This window comes from Enterococcus sp. C50 (assembly GCF_040887505.1).
Taxonomy (GTDB): domain Bacteria; phylum Bacillota; class Bacilli; order Lactobacillales; family Enterococcaceae; genus Enterococcus_B; species Enterococcus_B thailandicus.
The window spans coordinates 113,914-131,794 of the sequence record NZ_JBFOFW010000003.1 but is presented as its reverse complement, the minus strand read 5'-3'; the positions used below and the strand labels follow the sequence as shown (position 1 = coordinate 131,794).

Annotated in this window: 16 protein-coding genes; 3 read left to right on the top strand and 13 right to left on the bottom strand. The window is 37.4% G+C overall.

What is annotated here, in order from left to right; all coding sequences use genetic code 11:
* Nucleotides 1-9 precede the first annotated feature (9 nt).
* Entirely contained in the window at nt 10-858 is an 849-nt protein-coding gene (locus AB3I20_RS05425; RefSeq protein ID WP_071869113.1) for an HAD family hydrolase, read from the bottom strand.
* Nucleotides 859-980: 122 nt separating this feature from the next.
* Here AB3I20_RS05425 and AB3I20_RS05420 point away from each other — a divergent pair, with 122 nt between their 5' ends.
* Nucleotides 981-1,742: a MerR family transcriptional regulator gene (locus AB3I20_RS05420; RefSeq protein ID WP_368027061.1), complete on the top strand. Its 762-nt coding sequence runs from the start codon at nt 981-983 to the stop codon at nt 1,740-1,742.
* A 242-nt stretch (nt 1,743-1,984) separates the two neighbouring features.
* Here AB3I20_RS05420 and AB3I20_RS05415 read toward each other — a convergent pair whose 3' ends face one another.
* The 5 genes from AB3I20_RS05415 to groES all read right to left on the bottom strand — a co-directional run bounded on the left by AB3I20_RS05415 (nt 1,985) and on the right by groES (nt 7,138).
* A complete protein-coding gene (locus tag AB3I20_RS05415) occupies nt 1,985-2,908 on the bottom strand; it encodes a LacI family DNA-binding transcriptional regulator (protein WP_095803823.1) in 924 nt (307 codons plus the stop codon).
* Between the two features lie 18 nt (nt 2,909-2,926).
* Nucleotides 2,927-3,196, bottom strand: a complete 270-nt coding sequence (locus AB3I20_RS05410) for a hypothetical protein (RefSeq protein WP_067482878.1) — start codon at nt 3,194-3,196, stop codon at nt 2,927-2,929.
* A gap of 154 nt (nt 3,197-3,350) precedes the next feature.
* Nucleotides 3,351-4,763 (bottom strand): PTS sugar transporter subunit IIC, encoded by a 1,413-nt coding sequence (locus tag AB3I20_RS05405; RefSeq protein ID WP_067482880.1) that lies wholly within the window; start codon nt 4,761-4,763, stop codon nt 3,351-3,353.
* A gap of 424 nt (nt 4,764-5,187) precedes the next feature.
* Entirely contained in the window at nt 5,188-6,813 is a 1,626-nt protein-coding gene (groL, locus tag AB3I20_RS05400; protein WP_067482882.1) for a chaperonin GroEL, read from the bottom strand.
* A 40-nt stretch (nt 6,814-6,853) separates the two neighbouring features.
* Complete coding sequence (gene groES, locus AB3I20_RS05395) at nt 6,854-7,138, bottom strand: co-chaperone GroES (protein ID WP_071869115.1); 285 nt, start codon at nt 7,136-7,138, stop codon at nt 6,854-6,856.
* A gap of 235 nt (nt 7,139-7,373) precedes the next feature.
* On the opposite strand from groES, the gene AB3I20_RS05390 reads away from it, so the two are divergent.
* Entirely contained in the window at nt 7,374-8,027 is a 654-nt protein-coding gene (locus AB3I20_RS05390; protein ID WP_071869116.1) for a CPBP family intramembrane glutamic endopeptidase, read from the top strand.
* A gap of 57 nt (nt 8,028-8,084) precedes the next feature.
* Here AB3I20_RS05390 and AB3I20_RS05385 read toward each other — a convergent pair whose 3' ends face one another.
* The 3 genes from AB3I20_RS05385 to AB3I20_RS05375 all read right to left on the bottom strand — a co-directional run bounded on the left by AB3I20_RS05385 (nt 8,085) and on the right by AB3I20_RS05375 (nt 11,825).
* Nucleotides 8,085-9,518, bottom strand: a complete 1,434-nt coding sequence (locus AB3I20_RS05385; RefSeq protein ID WP_067482885.1) for a 6-phospho-beta-glucosidase — start codon at nt 9,516-9,518, stop codon at nt 8,085-8,087.
* A gap of 36 nt (nt 9,519-9,554) precedes the next feature.
* Nucleotides 9,555-10,886 carry a PTS sugar transporter subunit IIC gene (locus AB3I20_RS05380; protein WP_270345752.1) on the bottom strand — a complete coding sequence of 444 codons (1,332 nt, stop codon included), beginning with the start codon at nt 10,884-10,886 and terminating at the stop codon, nt 9,555-9,557.
* 189 nt (nt 10,887-11,075) lie between these two features.
* Nucleotides 11,076-11,825 (bottom strand): MurR/RpiR family transcriptional regulator, encoded by a 750-nt coding sequence (locus AB3I20_RS05375; protein ID WP_086270683.1) that lies wholly within the window; start codon nt 11,823-11,825, stop codon nt 11,076-11,078.
* 147 nt (nt 11,826-11,972) lie between these two features.
* Here AB3I20_RS05375 and AB3I20_RS05370 point away from each other — a divergent pair, with 147 nt between their 5' ends.
* Nucleotides 11,973-12,602, top strand: a complete 630-nt coding sequence (locus tag AB3I20_RS05370) for an NAD(P)-dependent oxidoreductase (protein ID WP_271015859.1) — start codon at nt 11,973-11,975, stop codon at nt 12,600-12,602.
* Between the two features lie 389 nt (nt 12,603-12,991).
* On the opposite strand, the gene AB3I20_RS05365 is transcribed toward AB3I20_RS05370, so the two are convergent.
* Genes AB3I20_RS05365 through walK form a run of 4 tightly spaced genes read right to left on the bottom strand, consistent with a single transcriptional unit; the run spans nt 12,992 to nt 17,881 of the window.
* Nucleotides 12,992-13,801, bottom strand: coding sequence for an MBL fold metallo-hydrolase (locus AB3I20_RS05365; protein WP_067482895.1), 810 nt, complete (start codon nt 13,799-13,801; stop codon nt 12,992-12,994).
* A 55-nt stretch (nt 13,802-13,856) separates the two neighbouring features.
* Nucleotides 13,857-14,729 (bottom strand): two-component system regulatory protein YycI, encoded by an 873-nt coding sequence (locus AB3I20_RS05360; protein WP_271027079.1) that lies wholly within the window; start codon nt 14,727-14,729, stop codon nt 13,857-13,859.
* Nucleotides 14,730-16,049 (bottom strand): YycH family regulatory protein, encoded by a 1,320-nt coding sequence (gene yycH, locus AB3I20_RS05355; RefSeq protein ID WP_067482898.1) that lies wholly within the window; start codon nt 16,047-16,049, stop codon nt 14,730-14,732.
* Entirely contained in the window at nt 16,046-17,881 is a 1,836-nt protein-coding gene (gene walK, locus AB3I20_RS05350) for a cell wall metabolism sensor histidine kinase WalK (protein ID WP_086270682.1), read from the bottom strand. The genes yycH and walK overlap by 4 nt, the downstream gene beginning before the upstream one ends.

Genomic DNA, 17,881 nt, shown 5'->3' with positions numbered 1-17,881 from the left:
TCTTTTTAATTATAAAATATGTTCAAAAATAAACCGGCCGACGCCACCTTCACTGCAACTAGGCGCAATCACATGACTACTTTCTTTCACATTGGTTGCGGCATTTTCCACAGCAACAGGCACATCAACAACAGCTAACATAGCCAAATCATTTTCTCCATCTCCGATACCATAGCTGGTTGCTAATGGATAATCAGATAAATAATTGGTGATGGCACTTCCTTTTGTACTATCAGGATGTACAATTTCCAAGGTTTTTATAAATGAATGGAACACAAGCAATTCTGTTTCTTGTAAAGAAGATCGAATCGCCTCGTGACGTGCATCATCTGCTTCCATCAATTCGATCTTGACCACGATTGTTTCAGGTCTTTCAGAAAGATACTTTGCGATATCTTCCGTATGTACGCAATCGTTTTCAAAATATTGTTCCTTGTAATCCATAATTCGTTTGCCTTGCTCCCCAAGTTTTTCTAATGATTCTCTCAAGGCACTTAGCTGTTTCGTGTACTCTTTCGTAGGTCTTATCACCACACCGTGATTTGTATGAATAAAGTGTAAAATTTCTTGTTCTTCTAAAATGTTGATTACTTCTGTTGTTTCTTGATGTGTCAGTGTACTAGTATAACGTTCAGGTTCGCCTATTTTCTTAATACCTGCACCATTTCCAAAAATAACATCACAATCAATTAATAATTCATCATTCATTTGTTTGACTAAGTCGTATCCGCGTCCTGTAACAAAAACAAAATGATCGCCTTTGGCTTGTAACGCTTGAATGGCTTCGCGATTAATCGGCGGAATTTCTTTTCCTAACTCTTGAAACGTTCCATCAATATCTGAAAAAACAATGTTCATTGATTTCTCCTTTTCCTTTTCTTATGAAATAGTATAACATAATTTTTAATAGGATTTTGAAATTTTTCCTTGACCTTCTCGTTACGTGAGGGAGTATTCTAGCAAGTGTCAGGAGGGAAAAAATGGAATATACAATCAAAAAAATAGCAGAGCTATCAGGTGTTAGCCCCCGAACATTACGTTTCTATGATGAAATTGGGTTGCTCAAACCAGCTAGGATTAACTCTTCTGGTTATCGCATCTATGGAGCAAATGAAATTGATCGACTCCAACAAATTTTATTTTATCGCTCACTTGAGTTCAAACTTGAACAAATTCAGGAATTACTAAACCAACCAGACTTTGATCAGCACCAAGCTTTACTTGAACATCAGAAACTTCTATTAAAAAAAAGAGCACAAATTGACGCCCTTTTGACAACTGTACAAAAAACACTTACTAGTTACGAAGGAGGAATAACTATGTCAGACCAAGAAAAATTTGCAGGATTCAAGCAACAAAAAATCAGCGAAAATGAAGAAAAATTTGGACAAGAGATTCGAGAAGCGTATGGCAAAAAAACAGTTGCGAAAGCCAATCAAAAATGGGCGAACATGACTGAGGAACAATTCCAAGCCATGCAAACAGTTGAGTCACAGCTTTTAGCCGATTTAACAACTTATCTTACACAGCCAGGAGTGGATCAACCACTAGCAAAAGCCATTTTTGACGCACATAAAAAATGGCTAACATTTAGTTGGCCTACTTATACGCCACAAGCTCACCAAGGATTAGGACAAATGTATGTGGCAGATGAACGTTTTACCGCCTATTATGATGAACGAAGTGGGAATGGTGCAACCCAAGCATTGAATGAAATCATTCAACATTACACCAGCAAATAATTATTACTTTCTGTCCCTTATCAGTTATTGAAATAGGCGAAACATTTATTCCAATCCAATCTGTTCTAATTTTTACCGAAGAAAAAGACTGAGGTAGCTTACTCCAGTGCCCTCAAAAAGCCCAATTTTACAATTGAACTTTTTGAGGAATCACGTAAAGCTACTTCAGTCTTTTTTATTATTTCTAGCCTAACCTCTTACAATCACTAATTATTTTTGCTATTAGTTTGTTTAAACTTTCTTTATCTTTGAATAAATTCATATGGAATCTTGATTTGTTCCGGTTGTCTTTTCAAAAATAAGTGAAACGCCATTTCACCACACTGTTTCAAGTGATGATCAATAGTGGGAAAATTTAAGAGATCACTCACATACAGATTGTCTCTGCCAACTAATTTAGGTGCTCGACCTTTCGGAAATGTTTTAAGGATACCAGCTGCAACCATATCTGAATTCGTAAAAATACCATCTACTGGATGCTCATTAAAAAAAGCACCTGCCTTGATCCCATCTTCCAAACCAATACAATCCCAGAAAACCATTTCTTCTTCAAAATTCGAATAGACTTTCCGACATAATTGCAAGGTAATCTTAGAATTAAAACTAAGTCGACTACTCCTTCCTAAAGTAACACCTAGTTTTTTGACACCAACTTTTTGTAAAAATTTCAATGCTTCCGTAATCGATTGTTCCCGATCAATAAAGACACAGCTTGATTTTTCATCTTTGATTTCTTCGCAAAAAATAATAGGGCCATATTTTTGGTACGCTTTCAATTTTTCTAACGAATGAGCACGCGAGGTTACGATCAAGCCATCAAATCTTTTTGCTGCAAACTCTTCGAGATACTCTTTTTCACGACTTGCTTGATAATTTGTCGGTAACAAGGTGACTTTATAATTGGAATCGAAAGCGGCTTCAGTAATTCCACTAATCAACTGATCAAAGTATGGATGATTGGTGTATGGCAAAATGACTCCTAAATTTTTGGTTTCTCCATAGCTTAATGTTCGTGCATTTGCATTAGGAATATAGTCTAGTTCCTTCATAACTGCTAAAATTTCTGCTCGTTTTCTTTCATCCACATAAGGGTGTTCATTAATAACTCGAGAAATAGTCGAGACGGAATAACCTGTTAAACGTGCGATATCTCGAATAGTTGCCACGATGATGATTCACCTACCTTAAACGAAAAGTTTTTCTTGTAGATAGTCTATCACAGCCGGCCCACATTCATAAAACTGATACAACTTTTCTTGATAATAAAAACTAATTCGCTGTCCGCCCCAAAATGTATCTTTTGTTAAATTCGTTAACTGATTGACATCGATTTCTTCTCTCATTGGTTTGTTCAGGCCTTGAAAACTTTTTAAAACTAGTTTATTTTCATTACAATCTACCAACGCGTAAAAACAAGTGCTTGATGTTCCCAAAACTTTCACATAAGTATGCATAGGTAAGCCCTCCTTCTTGATAGCTCGAGTATAGTTTATGAAACGCGTCCCAGAGCAAGCGGAAAGTTTTGGTTAAATAAAATCCAAGCAAACAAGTTGGAAATACTGTTTGCTTGGATTATTTTTATACTTATTAACAACTTTTTCAGTGCAATCAGTTTGTTTCGTTTGTTTCTCCCAAATTAGGGTCTAACTTATTTGCCGCAAGAATAAATGGTGCCCAAATCAATGCTGCTACAAGCAAATTCACAATCGTCAACACAATGGCACGCCAATCTCCAGCAGTCGCTAAGAAACCACTAATAATCGTTGGCATGACCCAGATTACATTGACAACTACAGGTCTTACAAATCCCGCCATCGTTGCGAAGTATGCAATAGTGGCAGTAGCTAAAGGCGCTAAAATAAACGGAATCATTAATAACGGATTTAGTACAACCGGCAAACCAAACATCACTGGTTCATTAATATTGAATAAACCCGGAGCAATACCTAGTTTCCCAACTGTTTTATAATCCGCACGTTTTGATAAGAAAAGAATCATTACAATTAATACTAAAGTCACACCTGCACCACCAGGCCAGACAAAAGCTTCAAAAGAGCCGGCTACCCACTTAAACGGAATTGGCTCATTATTTTGAAAAGCATTCGTATTTTCAACCATAGCAGTTCCATAAAGTGTTTGTAGTACTGGTGACATGATGTTCGTTCCATGAAGCCCAAAGAACCAGAGAACATGAACAAGTAGCACAATGATAAATACTGCGCCGTAGCCCTGTGAAAGATGCATTAAAGGCTTTTGGATTGCTTCAGAAATCCAGTCGATTAAAGGAACACCAGCCGTTTGTTTGAATAAATAGTTAATAATTCCAACAACATACAAGGAAACCACTGCAGGGATGATTGCAGCAAAAGCCTTAGAAACAGCCGGTGGTACAGAGTCCGGCATACGGATAATAATGTTTTTTCGAATTAAAAGAGCAAAAATAATGACTGAAATAAATCCAAAGATCATTGCAGTAAAAAGACCCGATCCACCCATATACTTACCAAAGTTAAAATAACCCCATGCGCCCATCGAGAGCGTTTGGCCACCTTCTGCAGCATCAGAAAGAACTCCACCTGCTGTAGTGATCATTGTCGAAGCTTCTTCTGATAACTTCTCTGGTAATGTCAAAACTGCAGTAGCGGCATCCGGTAATCCGATGATAAAAGCGACTAATGAAACAATACTTCCTGACACAGGATCAACTTCATACGCTTTTGCCAAATTTGCGCCTAAAGAAAGTGCAAATACAACTGCCATAATCGCCAATGTTCCATTCCAAATCAATCCATTTACACCAATAACAGGTGTAAAAAAGGTTGTAATTGCATTGCCCTCTCCTAAATAGGTATTAGGAAAATCGCGCATGAAAGCATTAAGCAAAACTGCGATTGCACCAGCCATTGTTGCTGGCATCGTACCAATAAAGGCATCTCGCAAGGCGACTAAATGCTTTTCTGACCCTATTTTTGTTGCCACAGGTAAAATATATTTTTCCATCCACTTCATCAATCCGTCCATCTTCATCCTCCTAAGTTTTAGTTGCATCACCTATAATGTATGCGCATACATTATAATGATATTACAAATATAGCATATATTTTTATATGTGCCTACTAAACGACACAGACGACTATTTTTGGCCATGAAGAAGACGTACTAAACGATTTTTGTTTATTTAGAGTTAATAACTAAGCTAAAGCAACAGAAATTTTTTCTACTTCTTGTAGTTTTTTCTAGTAAGAACAAACAGCAAGCTGTGCAGCCATATGAACGAAGATAAAAATTATTCCTCAGATAATTTTTTAAATCTAATTTAATCGTATTTCTTTTTAAGATGTTGTTTCTCGAAAGAAAGTAGGCACACAAAAAAGGCACACCCTTTTTGAACAGGATGTGCCTCTTTTTTGTTATACTTTCAATTTTTATGAATTGAAAGTAGTGATTACATCATGCCGCCCATCATTGATGGATCCATTGCTGGAGCAGCAGGTGCAGCTGGTTCTGGTTTATCTGCAACAACTGCTTCTGTTGTTAATAACAATGCTGAAACGGAAGCAGCATTTTGCAATGCAGAACGAGTTACTTTTGTTGGATCAACGATTCCGGCTTCCACCATGTTTACCCATTCGCCTGTTGCAGCATTGAACCCAGTACCAAGTTCAACATTTTTCAGTTTATCAACGATTACTGAACCTTCATAGCCAGCATTTTCCGCGATTTGACGAATTGGTTCTTCTAATGCACGAACAACAATCTTAATTCCTGTTGCTACGTCACCTTGGGCTTCTACTGCAGAAACTTTTCCAATAACATTTACCAATGCAGTACCACCACCAGAAACCATGCCTTCTTCTACGGCAGCACGAGTAGCATTCAATGCATCTTCAATACGTAATTTCAATTCTTTTAATTCTGTTTCAGTCGCCGCACCAACTTTGACTACTGCAACACCGCCAGCTAATTTAGCTAGACGCTCTTGTAATTTTTCACGATCAAAATCAGAAGTTGTTTCAGCAATTTGATTTTTGATCAATTGAACGCGTGCGTCAATTGCTGTTTTATCGCCAGAACCTTCAACGATTGTTGTATTGTCTTTATCAACAACAACTTTTGAAGCATTTCCTAAGTTATCGACAGTTGCGTCTTTTAATTCTAGACCTAGATCATCAGTGATTACTGTACCACCTGTCAAAATAGCGATATCTTCAAGCATCGCTTTACGACGGTCACCAAATCCTGGTGCTTTGACAGCAACTACGTTAAATGTTCCACGAATTTTATTCAATACTAATGTTGGTAATGCTTCGCCATCTACATCATCTGCAATGATTAATAATGGACGAGATTGTTGTAAAATTTGTTCTAATAGAGGCAAGATATCTTGAATATTTGAGATTTTTTTGTCTGTAATCAAGATATATGGATTATCTAAAACAGCTTCCATTTTGTCATTATCAGTAACCATGTATTGTGATAAATATCCACGGTCAAACTGCATTCCTTCAACAACATCTAGTTCTGTTTCGATCCCTTTTGATTCTTCAATTGTGATGACACCGTCATTGCCGACTTTTTCCATTGCATCCGCAATCAAATGACCTACTTGTTCTGAACCAGAAGAAACAGCCGCAACTTGTGCAATTGCTTCTTTTGAATCAACAACTGTTGAAATATTGTGTAATTCTTCTACTGCCGCTTTTGTAGCTAATTCAATTCCGCGACGAATGCCTAAAGGATTAGCGCCGGCTGTTACGTTTTTCAAGCCTTCACGAACGATTGCTTGTGTTAAAACAGTAGCAGTAGTTGTACCATCACCAGCAATATCATTCGTTTTTGAAGCAACTTCAGAAACTAATTTTGCACCCATATTTTCAAAATGATCTTCTAATTCGATTTCTTTTGCAATTGTTACCCCGTCATTAGTAATCAATGGAGATCCATAAGATTTTTCTAAAACAACATTACGGCCTTTTGGACCTAAGGTAACTTTTACTGTATCAGCTAATTTATCTACGCCACGAAGCATTGCTGCGCGTGCGTCTTCTGCGAATTTTAATTCTTTTGCCATGATTGGTTTCACCTCAATAATAAATTTTGTTTATCTTGTTTTACTCAACGATCGCCATGATATCTTTACCTGAAACGATCAAATATTCTTTACCTTCAAATTTCACTTCTGTTCCAGCATACTTTTCAAACATTACTTGATCGCCTTCTTTAACAGCGGCAGGAACTTTTTCACCGTTTTCTAATAAACGGCCTTCACCAACCGCAACGATTCTACCAGTTTGTGGTTTTTCTTTGGCAGAGGAAGCTAAGACGATTCCTCCAACAGTTTTTTCTTCTTCTTTTGCGACTTCGATGATGACGCGGTCACCTAATGGTTTTAACACGATAAATCCCTCCGATAACACGATTTTTAGTTCCGTTAGCACTCTTACCTTTCGAGTGCTAACCTACATTTTTAATAATACTCATTCTGCTCCTTTTTTGCAAGCTTTTTAAATCAAAGAAATCTGATTTTTTATTTTCATTGGCGAACAACTTTCGTATGGTATAATTACCAATAAATCTTGTCTACTAACACAGGTAAGTCATCTTTTATAAGAGCCTGTAAGGAGGAATTTCATGTCATTAAAAAAATATAGTCTACTAAGCATTTTTTGCTACGGTTTAGTCTTTGTTTCACCTGCCCTTTTAAGAATCACAGGTATTGTTACCTCTTCGACTGGTTTGATTTCGGCCATGACTATTACTTATTTACTAGGAGCAGTTTTGCTGCTGTTTTTGTACTTCAAACAAAAGGAACCTTTAACAATAGAGGCAGATGTCCCTAAAGCAAGTGTTCCTGAAATCATTTTACTTGGATTAGGTGGTATTTTGATAGCAATCTTTTTACAAGGTGCGGCTGTCGGAATCGAAACTTTCTTATTTGGTCAAAGCGCTCCATCTGAAAATACGCAAAACATCATCCAAATGATTTTAAAAGCACCCGCATTTATTCTAGCAACGACTATTGGTGGCCCAATCATGGAGGAACTTGTTTTTCGTCGTAGTATTCTAGGACTCGTTAGTCACTACTCGAATTTTTGGGTAGGTGCTGTAATCAGTTCTCTACTTTTTGCTGTTGCACATGCAGATGGTCATCTATTGGTTTACTTTTTCTTAGGTTTCTTCTTTAGTTTATTGTATAAATCAACTGGTCGAATTTGGACTTCAATGATTACACATGTAGGTATGAATACATTGGTCATCGTTGTACAGTTGTTAATCCAAAAATAATTTTTGCTTTCAATTAAAAACTGCGACAAAATCTTAAACGATTTTGTCGCAGTTTTTTTAGCTTAATGTTTCACCGTTTGTGGCAATAACTTCCTTATACCAATCAAACGATTTTTTCTTGCTTCTTGCCAATGTTCCATTTCCTTCGTTGTCCTTATCAACATAGATAAAGCCGTAACGTTTTTTCATTTCTCCTGTCCCGGCAGAAACCAAATCAATGAATCCCCATGGCGTGTAGCCCATTAAATCAATACCATCATATTCAACAGCATCTTTCATTGAAGCAATGTGCTCTCGCAAATACTCAATGCGATAATCATCTTCGACTTGTCCGCTTTCCCCAATCTCATCAATTGCACCAAACCCATTTTCCACAATAAATAATGGTTTTTCGTAACGTTCATTGAACCAGTTCATTGCGTAACGCAAACCCATAGGATCGATTTGCCATCCCCAGTCAGATGCTTTCACATAAGGATTTTCTACTAAGTCTGCTGCTTCATCATAGTCAAAAGTTGGTGCTTTATCATGATCTTTGATTGCAAACGACATATAGTAACTAAAGCCGATATAGTCGACACACCCTACCTTTAAAATACGGGCATCTTCTGCTGTTCGATCTAATTCAAATCCTTTTCGTTTAAAGTACGCATCCATATAACTTGGATAGCGACCTTTACAATGCACGTCAGTAAACCAATAACGTCTTTGCATCGCAACTGTTGCTGCCATCATATCATTAGGACTACATGAGTAACTATAGATTGGCACCATGGCAATCATACAACCAATTTCAAAATCTGGATTAATCCGATGACCGATTTCTACCGCTTGCGCACTTGCCACTAATTCATAGTGTGCAGCCTGGTACATGATTGCTTCGCGATCTTCGCCTTCTTCATAACGAATGCCCGAATTAGTAAATGGTGCAAAATCTTCGTGAAAATTCGCTTGGTTATTGATTTCATTAAAGGTCATCCAGTATTTCACTTTCTCTTGGTAACGAGTGAAACAAGTTTCCGCAAACCGAGTAAAAAATTCAATCATTTTTCGATTTCGCCAACCACCATATTCTTTTACTAAATGATAAGGCATTTCAAAATGGGAAAGCGTGATAACCGGTTCGATCCCATATTTTAGACATTCATCAAATAGGTCATCATAAAATTGTAACCCTGCTTCATTTGGTTCTAATTCATCACCTTTTGGAAAAATTCTGCTCCAGGCAATTGATGTCCGAAAACAATTCAAACCTAATTCAGCAAATAAACGAACATCTTCCTTATAATGATGATAAAAATCAATTGCCTCATGATTAGGATAATAGTTGCCTTCAATCACACCATCTGTGATCTTTCTTGCCACACCGTTTTTTCCAGCAGTCATAACATCAGCAACACTAACACCTTTGCCACCTTCTTGCCAACCACCTTCTAATTGATGGGCTGCTACTGCACCGCCCCATAAAAATCCTTTTCTCAACACGCTCATACGATCGACTCATTTCTCGTTAATTTGTAAAATCGTTTATAAAACTTGTGATTCTTCTAATTGATCTGCTTCTGCAAAAGAAAGATGGTTTTCTTGTGCATAGTTCATTGCATCAATTTTCTTCACGAATGGTAAATAGATAAAGAAACCAATTGCTAAAACAAATGTTTGTAACAACGCCGCTTGCCAGCCACCTACTAAAAATCCTGAAATAATTGGTGGTGTTGTCCATGGTACTTGTACAGCTGTAAACAATGGAACTAATCCTGTATACAAAGCGAAGTAAGTAATCACACCAGAAACAACTGGTGTCGCAATAAATGGAATCGCCATAATCGGGTTCATTACGATTGGTGTTGCAAAAATAATTGGTTCGTTAATGTTAAAGATAGCTGGAGCTAAAGATAAACGTCCAAGCTGTTTGAACTGTGCTGATTTTGCAAAGAAAACCATGAACATCACGACACCAATCGTCATCCCAGCACCTGTTACTGTCATGAATTGGTCTAAGAATTGTTGCGTAACAATATGTCCACCATTTGCAACGGTCAATGCTTTACCAGATTCAAGAATCTCTGTGTTTGCTAATGAGTTTGCTTGTAGGATTGGTCCCATGATCCCACCAACAATTGTTGAACCATGTACTCCAAAGAACCATAAGAATGGAACTAAGAAACCAAGCATCAACGCACCACCAAGTGAATCTGTTACACCTTGCATTGGGCTTTGGATTACTTCATAAATCCATTGAATCATTGTTGTGCTGAAGACTGCATCAAAGAAAATATATACAAGCATTGCAAAGGTAATCAAAACAGCTGCTGGAATCAACGCTGTAAATGAGTTTGCTACGTTATCCGGCACTTGCTCTGGCAATTTGATTCGAATATCTCTTTTTAGGAACCAAGTGTAGCCCCAACCAACAAATAGACCAACCAAGATTGCACTGATCATCCCTTGACCACCAGTCCAACCTTTATCAATTACGTTACCAATTACAACACCAGATTCTGCATCCGTCACATCTGAACGCATCGTTAGTAAAAAGATAACCAATGCAATCATCCCTGCTGGTAGCCCTTCAAAGCCTTCATCTTTGACGTAAGAATAAGCAATCCCAACTACTGCAAAAATTGCCATAATAGCAAATGAAGCACCATACGCTTGGTTAAAATAAACTGCGAGTCCAGAATTGTTGACCCACTCTGAAACTGCTGTGACGGGGAAGTTAGCAAGTAGTAAGAAAACCGAGCCAACAATTGTGAACGGCATTGTGTATAACATCCCATTACGTAACGCAGTAATAGGTTTCGTATTAACAAATTTTAAAACCGGAGGTAAAACTTTCTCATTAATCCATTCATTCATAATACTTCTCTCCTTATCCAGTTAAATTAAAAAAATCATCCAATAAAAAATAAGTGCATTTCATCCAATAAATCCTATTCTATACTCCTTTCTTTTTTGTATCCGTTTACATATATAACTATAACTAACCTGTACAAAAAAAAAAGAGCTTAGCCTTCTGCAGGAACATGTTCCAACAAAAAAAACAGGCTAATGCGCTCTTTCTATTTCTTGACTCGCTTTTTGCGCTAACATTTCTAATAAAGTCACCACCGGAACTTGTGTTGTCAGGTTTAGCGATTCCTCTTTTCCTCTTGTTTCTGGCATATAATAAGACAAATTATAGTCTGCCAAACGAGCAATCGTCGAGGTTTCATCATTTGTAATACTAAGAACTTTTGCACCGTAGCGTTTAAAATCCTCTGTTTTTTCAATCATTTCAACCGTTTCACCTGATACAGACAAAATGATTGCTAGTGTACTTTCTAATCCGCGAGAAGGGACTGGAGCAAACGGATCAGTGATGCTATAGGCATTCAACCCTAAATTGATAAAATAACGACTACCATATAATCCAAGGACACCACTTGTACCAATTCCAGAAAAAGCAACATGACGGGCTTCTAAAATCATTTGGACTGCTTGCTCCAAAACGATTCGATAACTTTCATTATTGACCTTTTTCAAAAAAGAATCTACCTGAACCGTTGCATCATAAAATTGTTCAAACATCTGTTGTTTTGCTTGTGTTTGATAATTTTTTATTGCAAATTTCAGCTCAGAAAAGCCTTGTAAGCCCAATTTGTTACAGCAACGTAAAATCGTCGAAGTTGACACATGGCATGCATCTGACAATTGACGAATCGTCATTTTTGACACTTCTTCTAAATGAGCAATCAAGTAATTATAAACAATCATCTCCAGCTCATTCAGTTGCTTGATTTTTTCTGCTTCAAACACGGCTCCCCCTCCTTTCAGTATCTTTTAATTATAACAGAGCAATAATTATAAAAGAAAGTCTGGTGTTGAAATCTTCTATAAAAAACCAATTCTTTGACCCAAGTGACATAACTTCATACAATAAAGGAAATGATAGGAGGTTTTTTGATGAAAATAGCAATTATTGGCGCAACTGGTCACGCAGGTTCATTGATTTTGAAGGAGGCTCTTGCTCGTCATCTTGACGTTACAGCCATTGTCAGAAATGCCAAAAAATTAACAGTAACTGTTCCATTTATTGAAAAGGATTTATACGATTTGACGACTGAAGACCTTGCTCCTTTTGACGTTGTTGTTGATGCGTTCAATGCACCTGTAGGTAAGGAAGAAATGCATCAAACATCCCTTGCACACTTAGCAAAAATTTTAGCGAATACTTCGACTCGTTTACTTGTCGTTGGTGGTGCTTCTTCTCTATTTATTGATCCAGAAAAAACAACTCGTATGATTGACCAAGTACCAGAAGACGCACCTTTTTATCCAACAGCTTTCCATATGTCGCAAGCACTTGTTCATTTAAAAGACACAAAAGGACTTCGTTGGACCTATATCAGTCCAGCTGCGTTCTTCAATCCAACAGGCGAACGAACAGGAAAATATCAACTAGATGATGACTTTCTTCATAAGAATGCACAGGGAGAAAGCGTTGTCAGCATGGCAGACTATGCCATTGCTTTGATTGACGAAGTACTGGCAGATAAACATGAGAATGAGCATGTTAGTGTCGTGAGCCAATAAAGCAGTTAAAATAAAAAAGGTGCAACCGGTTAGCTAAAAATAACCGATTGCACCTTTTTTATTTGGAATGAATACTTTATGTTCTTAATAGAAAGCAGATTGCTAGAAAGCATCTTGTTACTTAACGTTTTACGCCACAATCTTTACCTTCGGTGTTCCCAAAGCAACTTCTTCAGCAATAAGACCTCTTCCCATAAAAATATGAAAAACTATTTTTGTCAGTTGCTCATTATTTTTTCGGAGTTAACCGCTTGGAGCCACAACCTTTATTTACGGTGTTCCCAAAACAGCTCCTCGATATAGCTTGCATCCATATCAAAATATGGAAAGCTATTTTGAATGACTGTTCGCTATCTAGTCGGAGCTGAACGTTTTGTGCCACAACCTTTTTAAATCGAAAACAATTCCGTCGCCTGATCAGGATCCGTATCGTACACATCAAAATCAGAACCCACACCAAAATCCTTTTCTTTTAACGTATTTTCCATCGTCAAATGCGCCAACTCTTTCAAGTTGTTTTCTTTACTCAAATGACCTAAATAGATACGTTTTGTTCGATTACCAATTACATCAGTCATCACTAATGCACCATCTTCATTTGATAAATGACCACGATCTCCCAAAATTCGTTGTTTTAAATTCCAAGGATAAGAACCCATTCGCAACATTTCTAAATCGTGATTACTTTCCATTAGATAGCCGTCCGCATTTTCAATAATTCCACGCATATAATCACTACAGTAACCAGTGTCCGTTAGCATCACAAATGAATGATTTTCTTTGTAGATACGATAAAACTGTGGCGCAGCCGCATCATGCGAAACACCAAAACTTTCAATATCTACATCCCCAAAAGTTTGGACTTTTCCCATTTCAAATAAATGTTTTTGCTCGACGGGGACATTGCCAATCAATGGCGACATTGCTTCCCACGTTTTTTCATTGGCATACACATCTAAATGATATTTCCGCGCCAGCACACCTACACCATGAATGTGATCTCGATGTTCATGCGTTACTAGAATGCCATCTAAATCTTCAGGTTTACGATCAATTTGAGCCATCAAGGAAGTAATTTTTTTCCCGCTAAGACCTGCATCCACCAATAGTCGTTTCTTCTCACTTTCTAAATAAAGTGAGTTTCCTGAACTCCCACTCGCAAGGATACTGATTTTAAAAGCTGGTTTTTCTTCGACCATTTATTTATTACTTCCCTTCTTCACACTGTAAACTTTTTTCATTATACCTACTTTTTTAATTATCTTCCACTTTTGGAACCACATTATTTGTCACAATCGTATTACTGAATGCGTTGACTGATTCAATTTGAACACTTTTATCACTCGTTTCAATAGCCACATACCAAATTGGAACATATACATTTTTTTCACGAACCTTCACGATACAAGAATAAGCAAGTTGACGCCACAAAATTTTTGAAGAACTAGGAATCTTATTATTCACATAAAGCGTTTGGATTGCTTCCTCTTCTGAATATAGATCCATTTTTTCACGTAGTTGTTCAATGTTTGTTAAGTGCGTCTGGGTATATTTCGTCAGTTTATAAACACCCTCGTCTTTTTCCACTATAAAATTGATTTCAGCAGTATCGTCATGAAATGGGATTCCTTCATAGGACTGGCTTGCTTCAATTTCTAGTGAATTTCCTTCTAATGTGGAGAAATTCGACATAAATTCATATTCATCACCATAAAGTACGTTATTTTGACTATTCAAAAATTCTGTAATCGAATGTTTGGTCTGTTTGTTGTCGATTTTGTACTTTTCAGATTCTTCAGCAGTGAACGTCTTCGTTAAAGTCGACAGCCCATCAAAAGTGATTCCACTACGAAGTAGCCCTGTTGGATTCTTCTTTCGGTGTTGTGCTAAGACCGTACCAAGATCGCTTTGTTCGGCACTTAAATAGTAGCCCTGTTTACTCTCAGAAGAAATATTTCCTGAATAAGAAATATCATCACTAGCTAGACGATTTTGCAGCGATTCTGTTTGGTCAGAACGTATCACATTGTTTTCTTGATTCATTGCCTCGTGATAACTGCTGAATAAAAAAACATTGAGGCCTAAGAAAGCTAGGAAAAAAATCCATTCAATTTTTTTAAAGTCCACTTAGTTCGCCCCCATTTCAGCTAGTTTGTTAGACAACTCACTGGCGGAGTACCAATTCCCTTGATATTTCACATACCATTCTGGTAACAAGTCTACGACCCGGTTCGTTTCTTTGATATTTTGCCACGTGTAACCAATAATGACTGATTCAAGTTCTTCCTTTTCCGCACCATGGGTAACTAATTGTTGAATAACGTCTGCCGTACTAGCCAATTCCACTGACTCGTCTGAAGGAATAGGTACTTGGATTGCATTTAAGCTGGTCTGAATGTTAACTTGCGTTTTTTCAGTAGCTTCACCATTAATCGTTATACCAACTTTGCCTTTACTATCCGTGCCAAACACTGGGAATCCTTCAACAAAAATCCGATAGTCAATTTGATTATCCGTACGATCAAAATAATGAAGATTTCCTAAGTTGCTGCCAATTTTACTAATGTATGGAAAACTTTTCGAGTAAATATTTCCGTTATTATTTGTATCAGATAACTCTCCACGAAAATCTACAACTTGACTGGCAGAATGAATCGTCATCGTTTCATTGCCACCATAAAAAATCAGTTCGCTGCTTTCATCATTATTTTTCACTTCATCTGGGGATTGAAAGAAAGCATTTCGAAAAAGTGTGTACGGTTGTTGCGATAAAATATAACTGTATTTTTTTAACTTAATTGGTGATTCTGTATCATATTGATGAGCAATCACAGATGTTTTTTTAGACATTTTAGTCCATTTATTTTCATCAAAAGATAACTCTTTTTTGATGTCTTCCCAGTCTAAAGAAAGGTTAGCTTCATAAATCGTTTGATGAACAAAATCCAAGAAACGAATTTTTTTATTTTTTTCATCAAACTGAATACAAGTAAAAGAAATCATCTCCGTATCATCAGATAGATTACTTACATCTAAGTTCAACCCAAATGCTTGGATATATTCTTGTAACAAAAATGGTGCTAGATAAGTTAACTCAAAGCCTTCCGAAAGTTCCTTTTTCTGATCAAATTCAGTTTTATCTCCTGTAACCACTTCTGAAAGCTTACCAAAACGAGCTTTACCGATTACTGTTTGCAGGCGCGAAACTAAGTTTTCACTATTTGTTTCTTGGATATTTTCTCCTTGGACCCACGTCACGTGTAGTGGTAAAAAAATTTCTGAAGATTTTCGATTTGATTGTGATTCAGTCATCACTTGTGAACTCGTTTCGTCAACATTCACTGTTTCTTTTCCAGCAGGACTTAGCCAGATGACATAGGAGAAATATAAACTCAGTGCAACCATCAAAACTAGTCCAATCCGGATGATTTTCCCTGAAATTTTCATTCCCACCAGTCCTCCTCATATGGTTCATATGGTAATGAAATATAGAAAGTCGAACCTTGACCTTCTTTACTTTCTGCCCAAATGGCGCCTCGGTGTGCCTTAACTACTTCACGCGAAATCGCTAAGCCAAGACCTGTTCCGCCTTGAGCACGTGCCCGAGCTTTGTCTACACGATAAAAACGCTCGAATACTCGAGTCAAATCTTTTTTAGGGATACCTAGCCCCTGGTCAGTTATGCTTAGAATAACGTTATTATGTGTTTCTAACAGACGGCAAGTAATCGTTCCTCCATCAGGAGAATATTTAATAGCGTTATTCATGATATTGTCGATTACTTGTATGATTTTGTCAGTATCTATTTCAACCCAGAGATCTCGTTGGGTAAATTCACGGCGAATCGCATATTTTTTTTCTTGATTACCAACCATCATATCGAAACGATCAAGTACAAAATTGATTAGCTCATTAAAATTGACGTATTCTAATTGCAGCTGTGTGTGTCCCGTGTCCATTCGAGAAAGATTCAATAAGTCATTGATCATCCGAATCATTCGGTCTGTTTCATCTAAAGTGACCTTCAAAAAGTTCGGTGCAATTTCTTCGTCTTGCCACGCGCCTTCGCTCAACGCTTCAATATAGCTACGCATACTTGTTAACGGTGTGCGTAGTTCATGGGAAACATTGGAAACAAACTCACGACGTTCACGTTCTGTCTTTTCTTGCTCGGTTACATCATGTAAGACAGCAACCAAACCACTAATAAAGCCTGATTCACGACGAATCATGGAGAAATCAACGCGTAAAATCATTTGGTCACTTTCAGTGGAGCCTGTTGAACGATCGAGAACCATTTCATCTGGATTCTCTAATAATTTACGCAACGTATATTCTTCTTCGATGTCAAGCAAGGTCAAAATAGACTGACCAATTGCCTCTTCATTTTTAATATCTAACAAGGATAAAGCCATATCGTTAATCGTAATGACTTTTCCTCGACGATCGGTTGCAATGACCCCATCCGTCATATGCGAAAGGACACTATCCAACCGATTTCGTTCAGCTTCCATCGTATCTTGTGCTTCTTCGATTCGTTCAGCCAACTGGTTAAAAGTATCTGCCAATTGCCCCAATTCATCTTGTCCATGGACTTTTACTTTTCGACTATAGTCACCCCGCGCAATGCGGATAGCTTGTTCGCGCATTTCGCCAATTGGTTGTGTAATCGAACGTGCAACTAAGACCGACACAATCATGGAAATGAATGCCGCAATCAGAGAAGCCGTGAAAAAGATAATCGCTGTGTTACTAATTTCTGAGTACTTTTGTTCAATATCACTTTTGACGTAAAGAGCCCCGATGACGGCATCGCCGGTCGGGGACAGAATAGGCTGAACATTAATATTTACCCGCTTGTCATCTGAATCAAGTGCGACATAACGTTTAGTAGTAAAATCATCAACGGCTACATAATCATTTTTCTTACCGATAGAACTTTGTTCACTTACATCCGTTGTCCCCCGAATGATCCCTTTTTCGTCAACCACACGAATTTCGATAATATCGCTTGAAGCACTATTTTCGATAAAACGTTTGATATTCGCATTGACCTCATCTGGATCTGCCGTATCTTTTCGACTAAGTTCAGGACTAATTGTTGAAGCTAATGAGACAACTGTCTGATTCATATCTTTGATAAAAGTGTTGATCGTGGAGCGCTCCAAACCACGTATAAAATACGCACCAATAATTTCAATCGAAATCAATAAAATCAAAATAAATGTAATGGCGATTTTAAAATTGACTGATCGAAAAAAGCGGACCTTTTTCTTCAT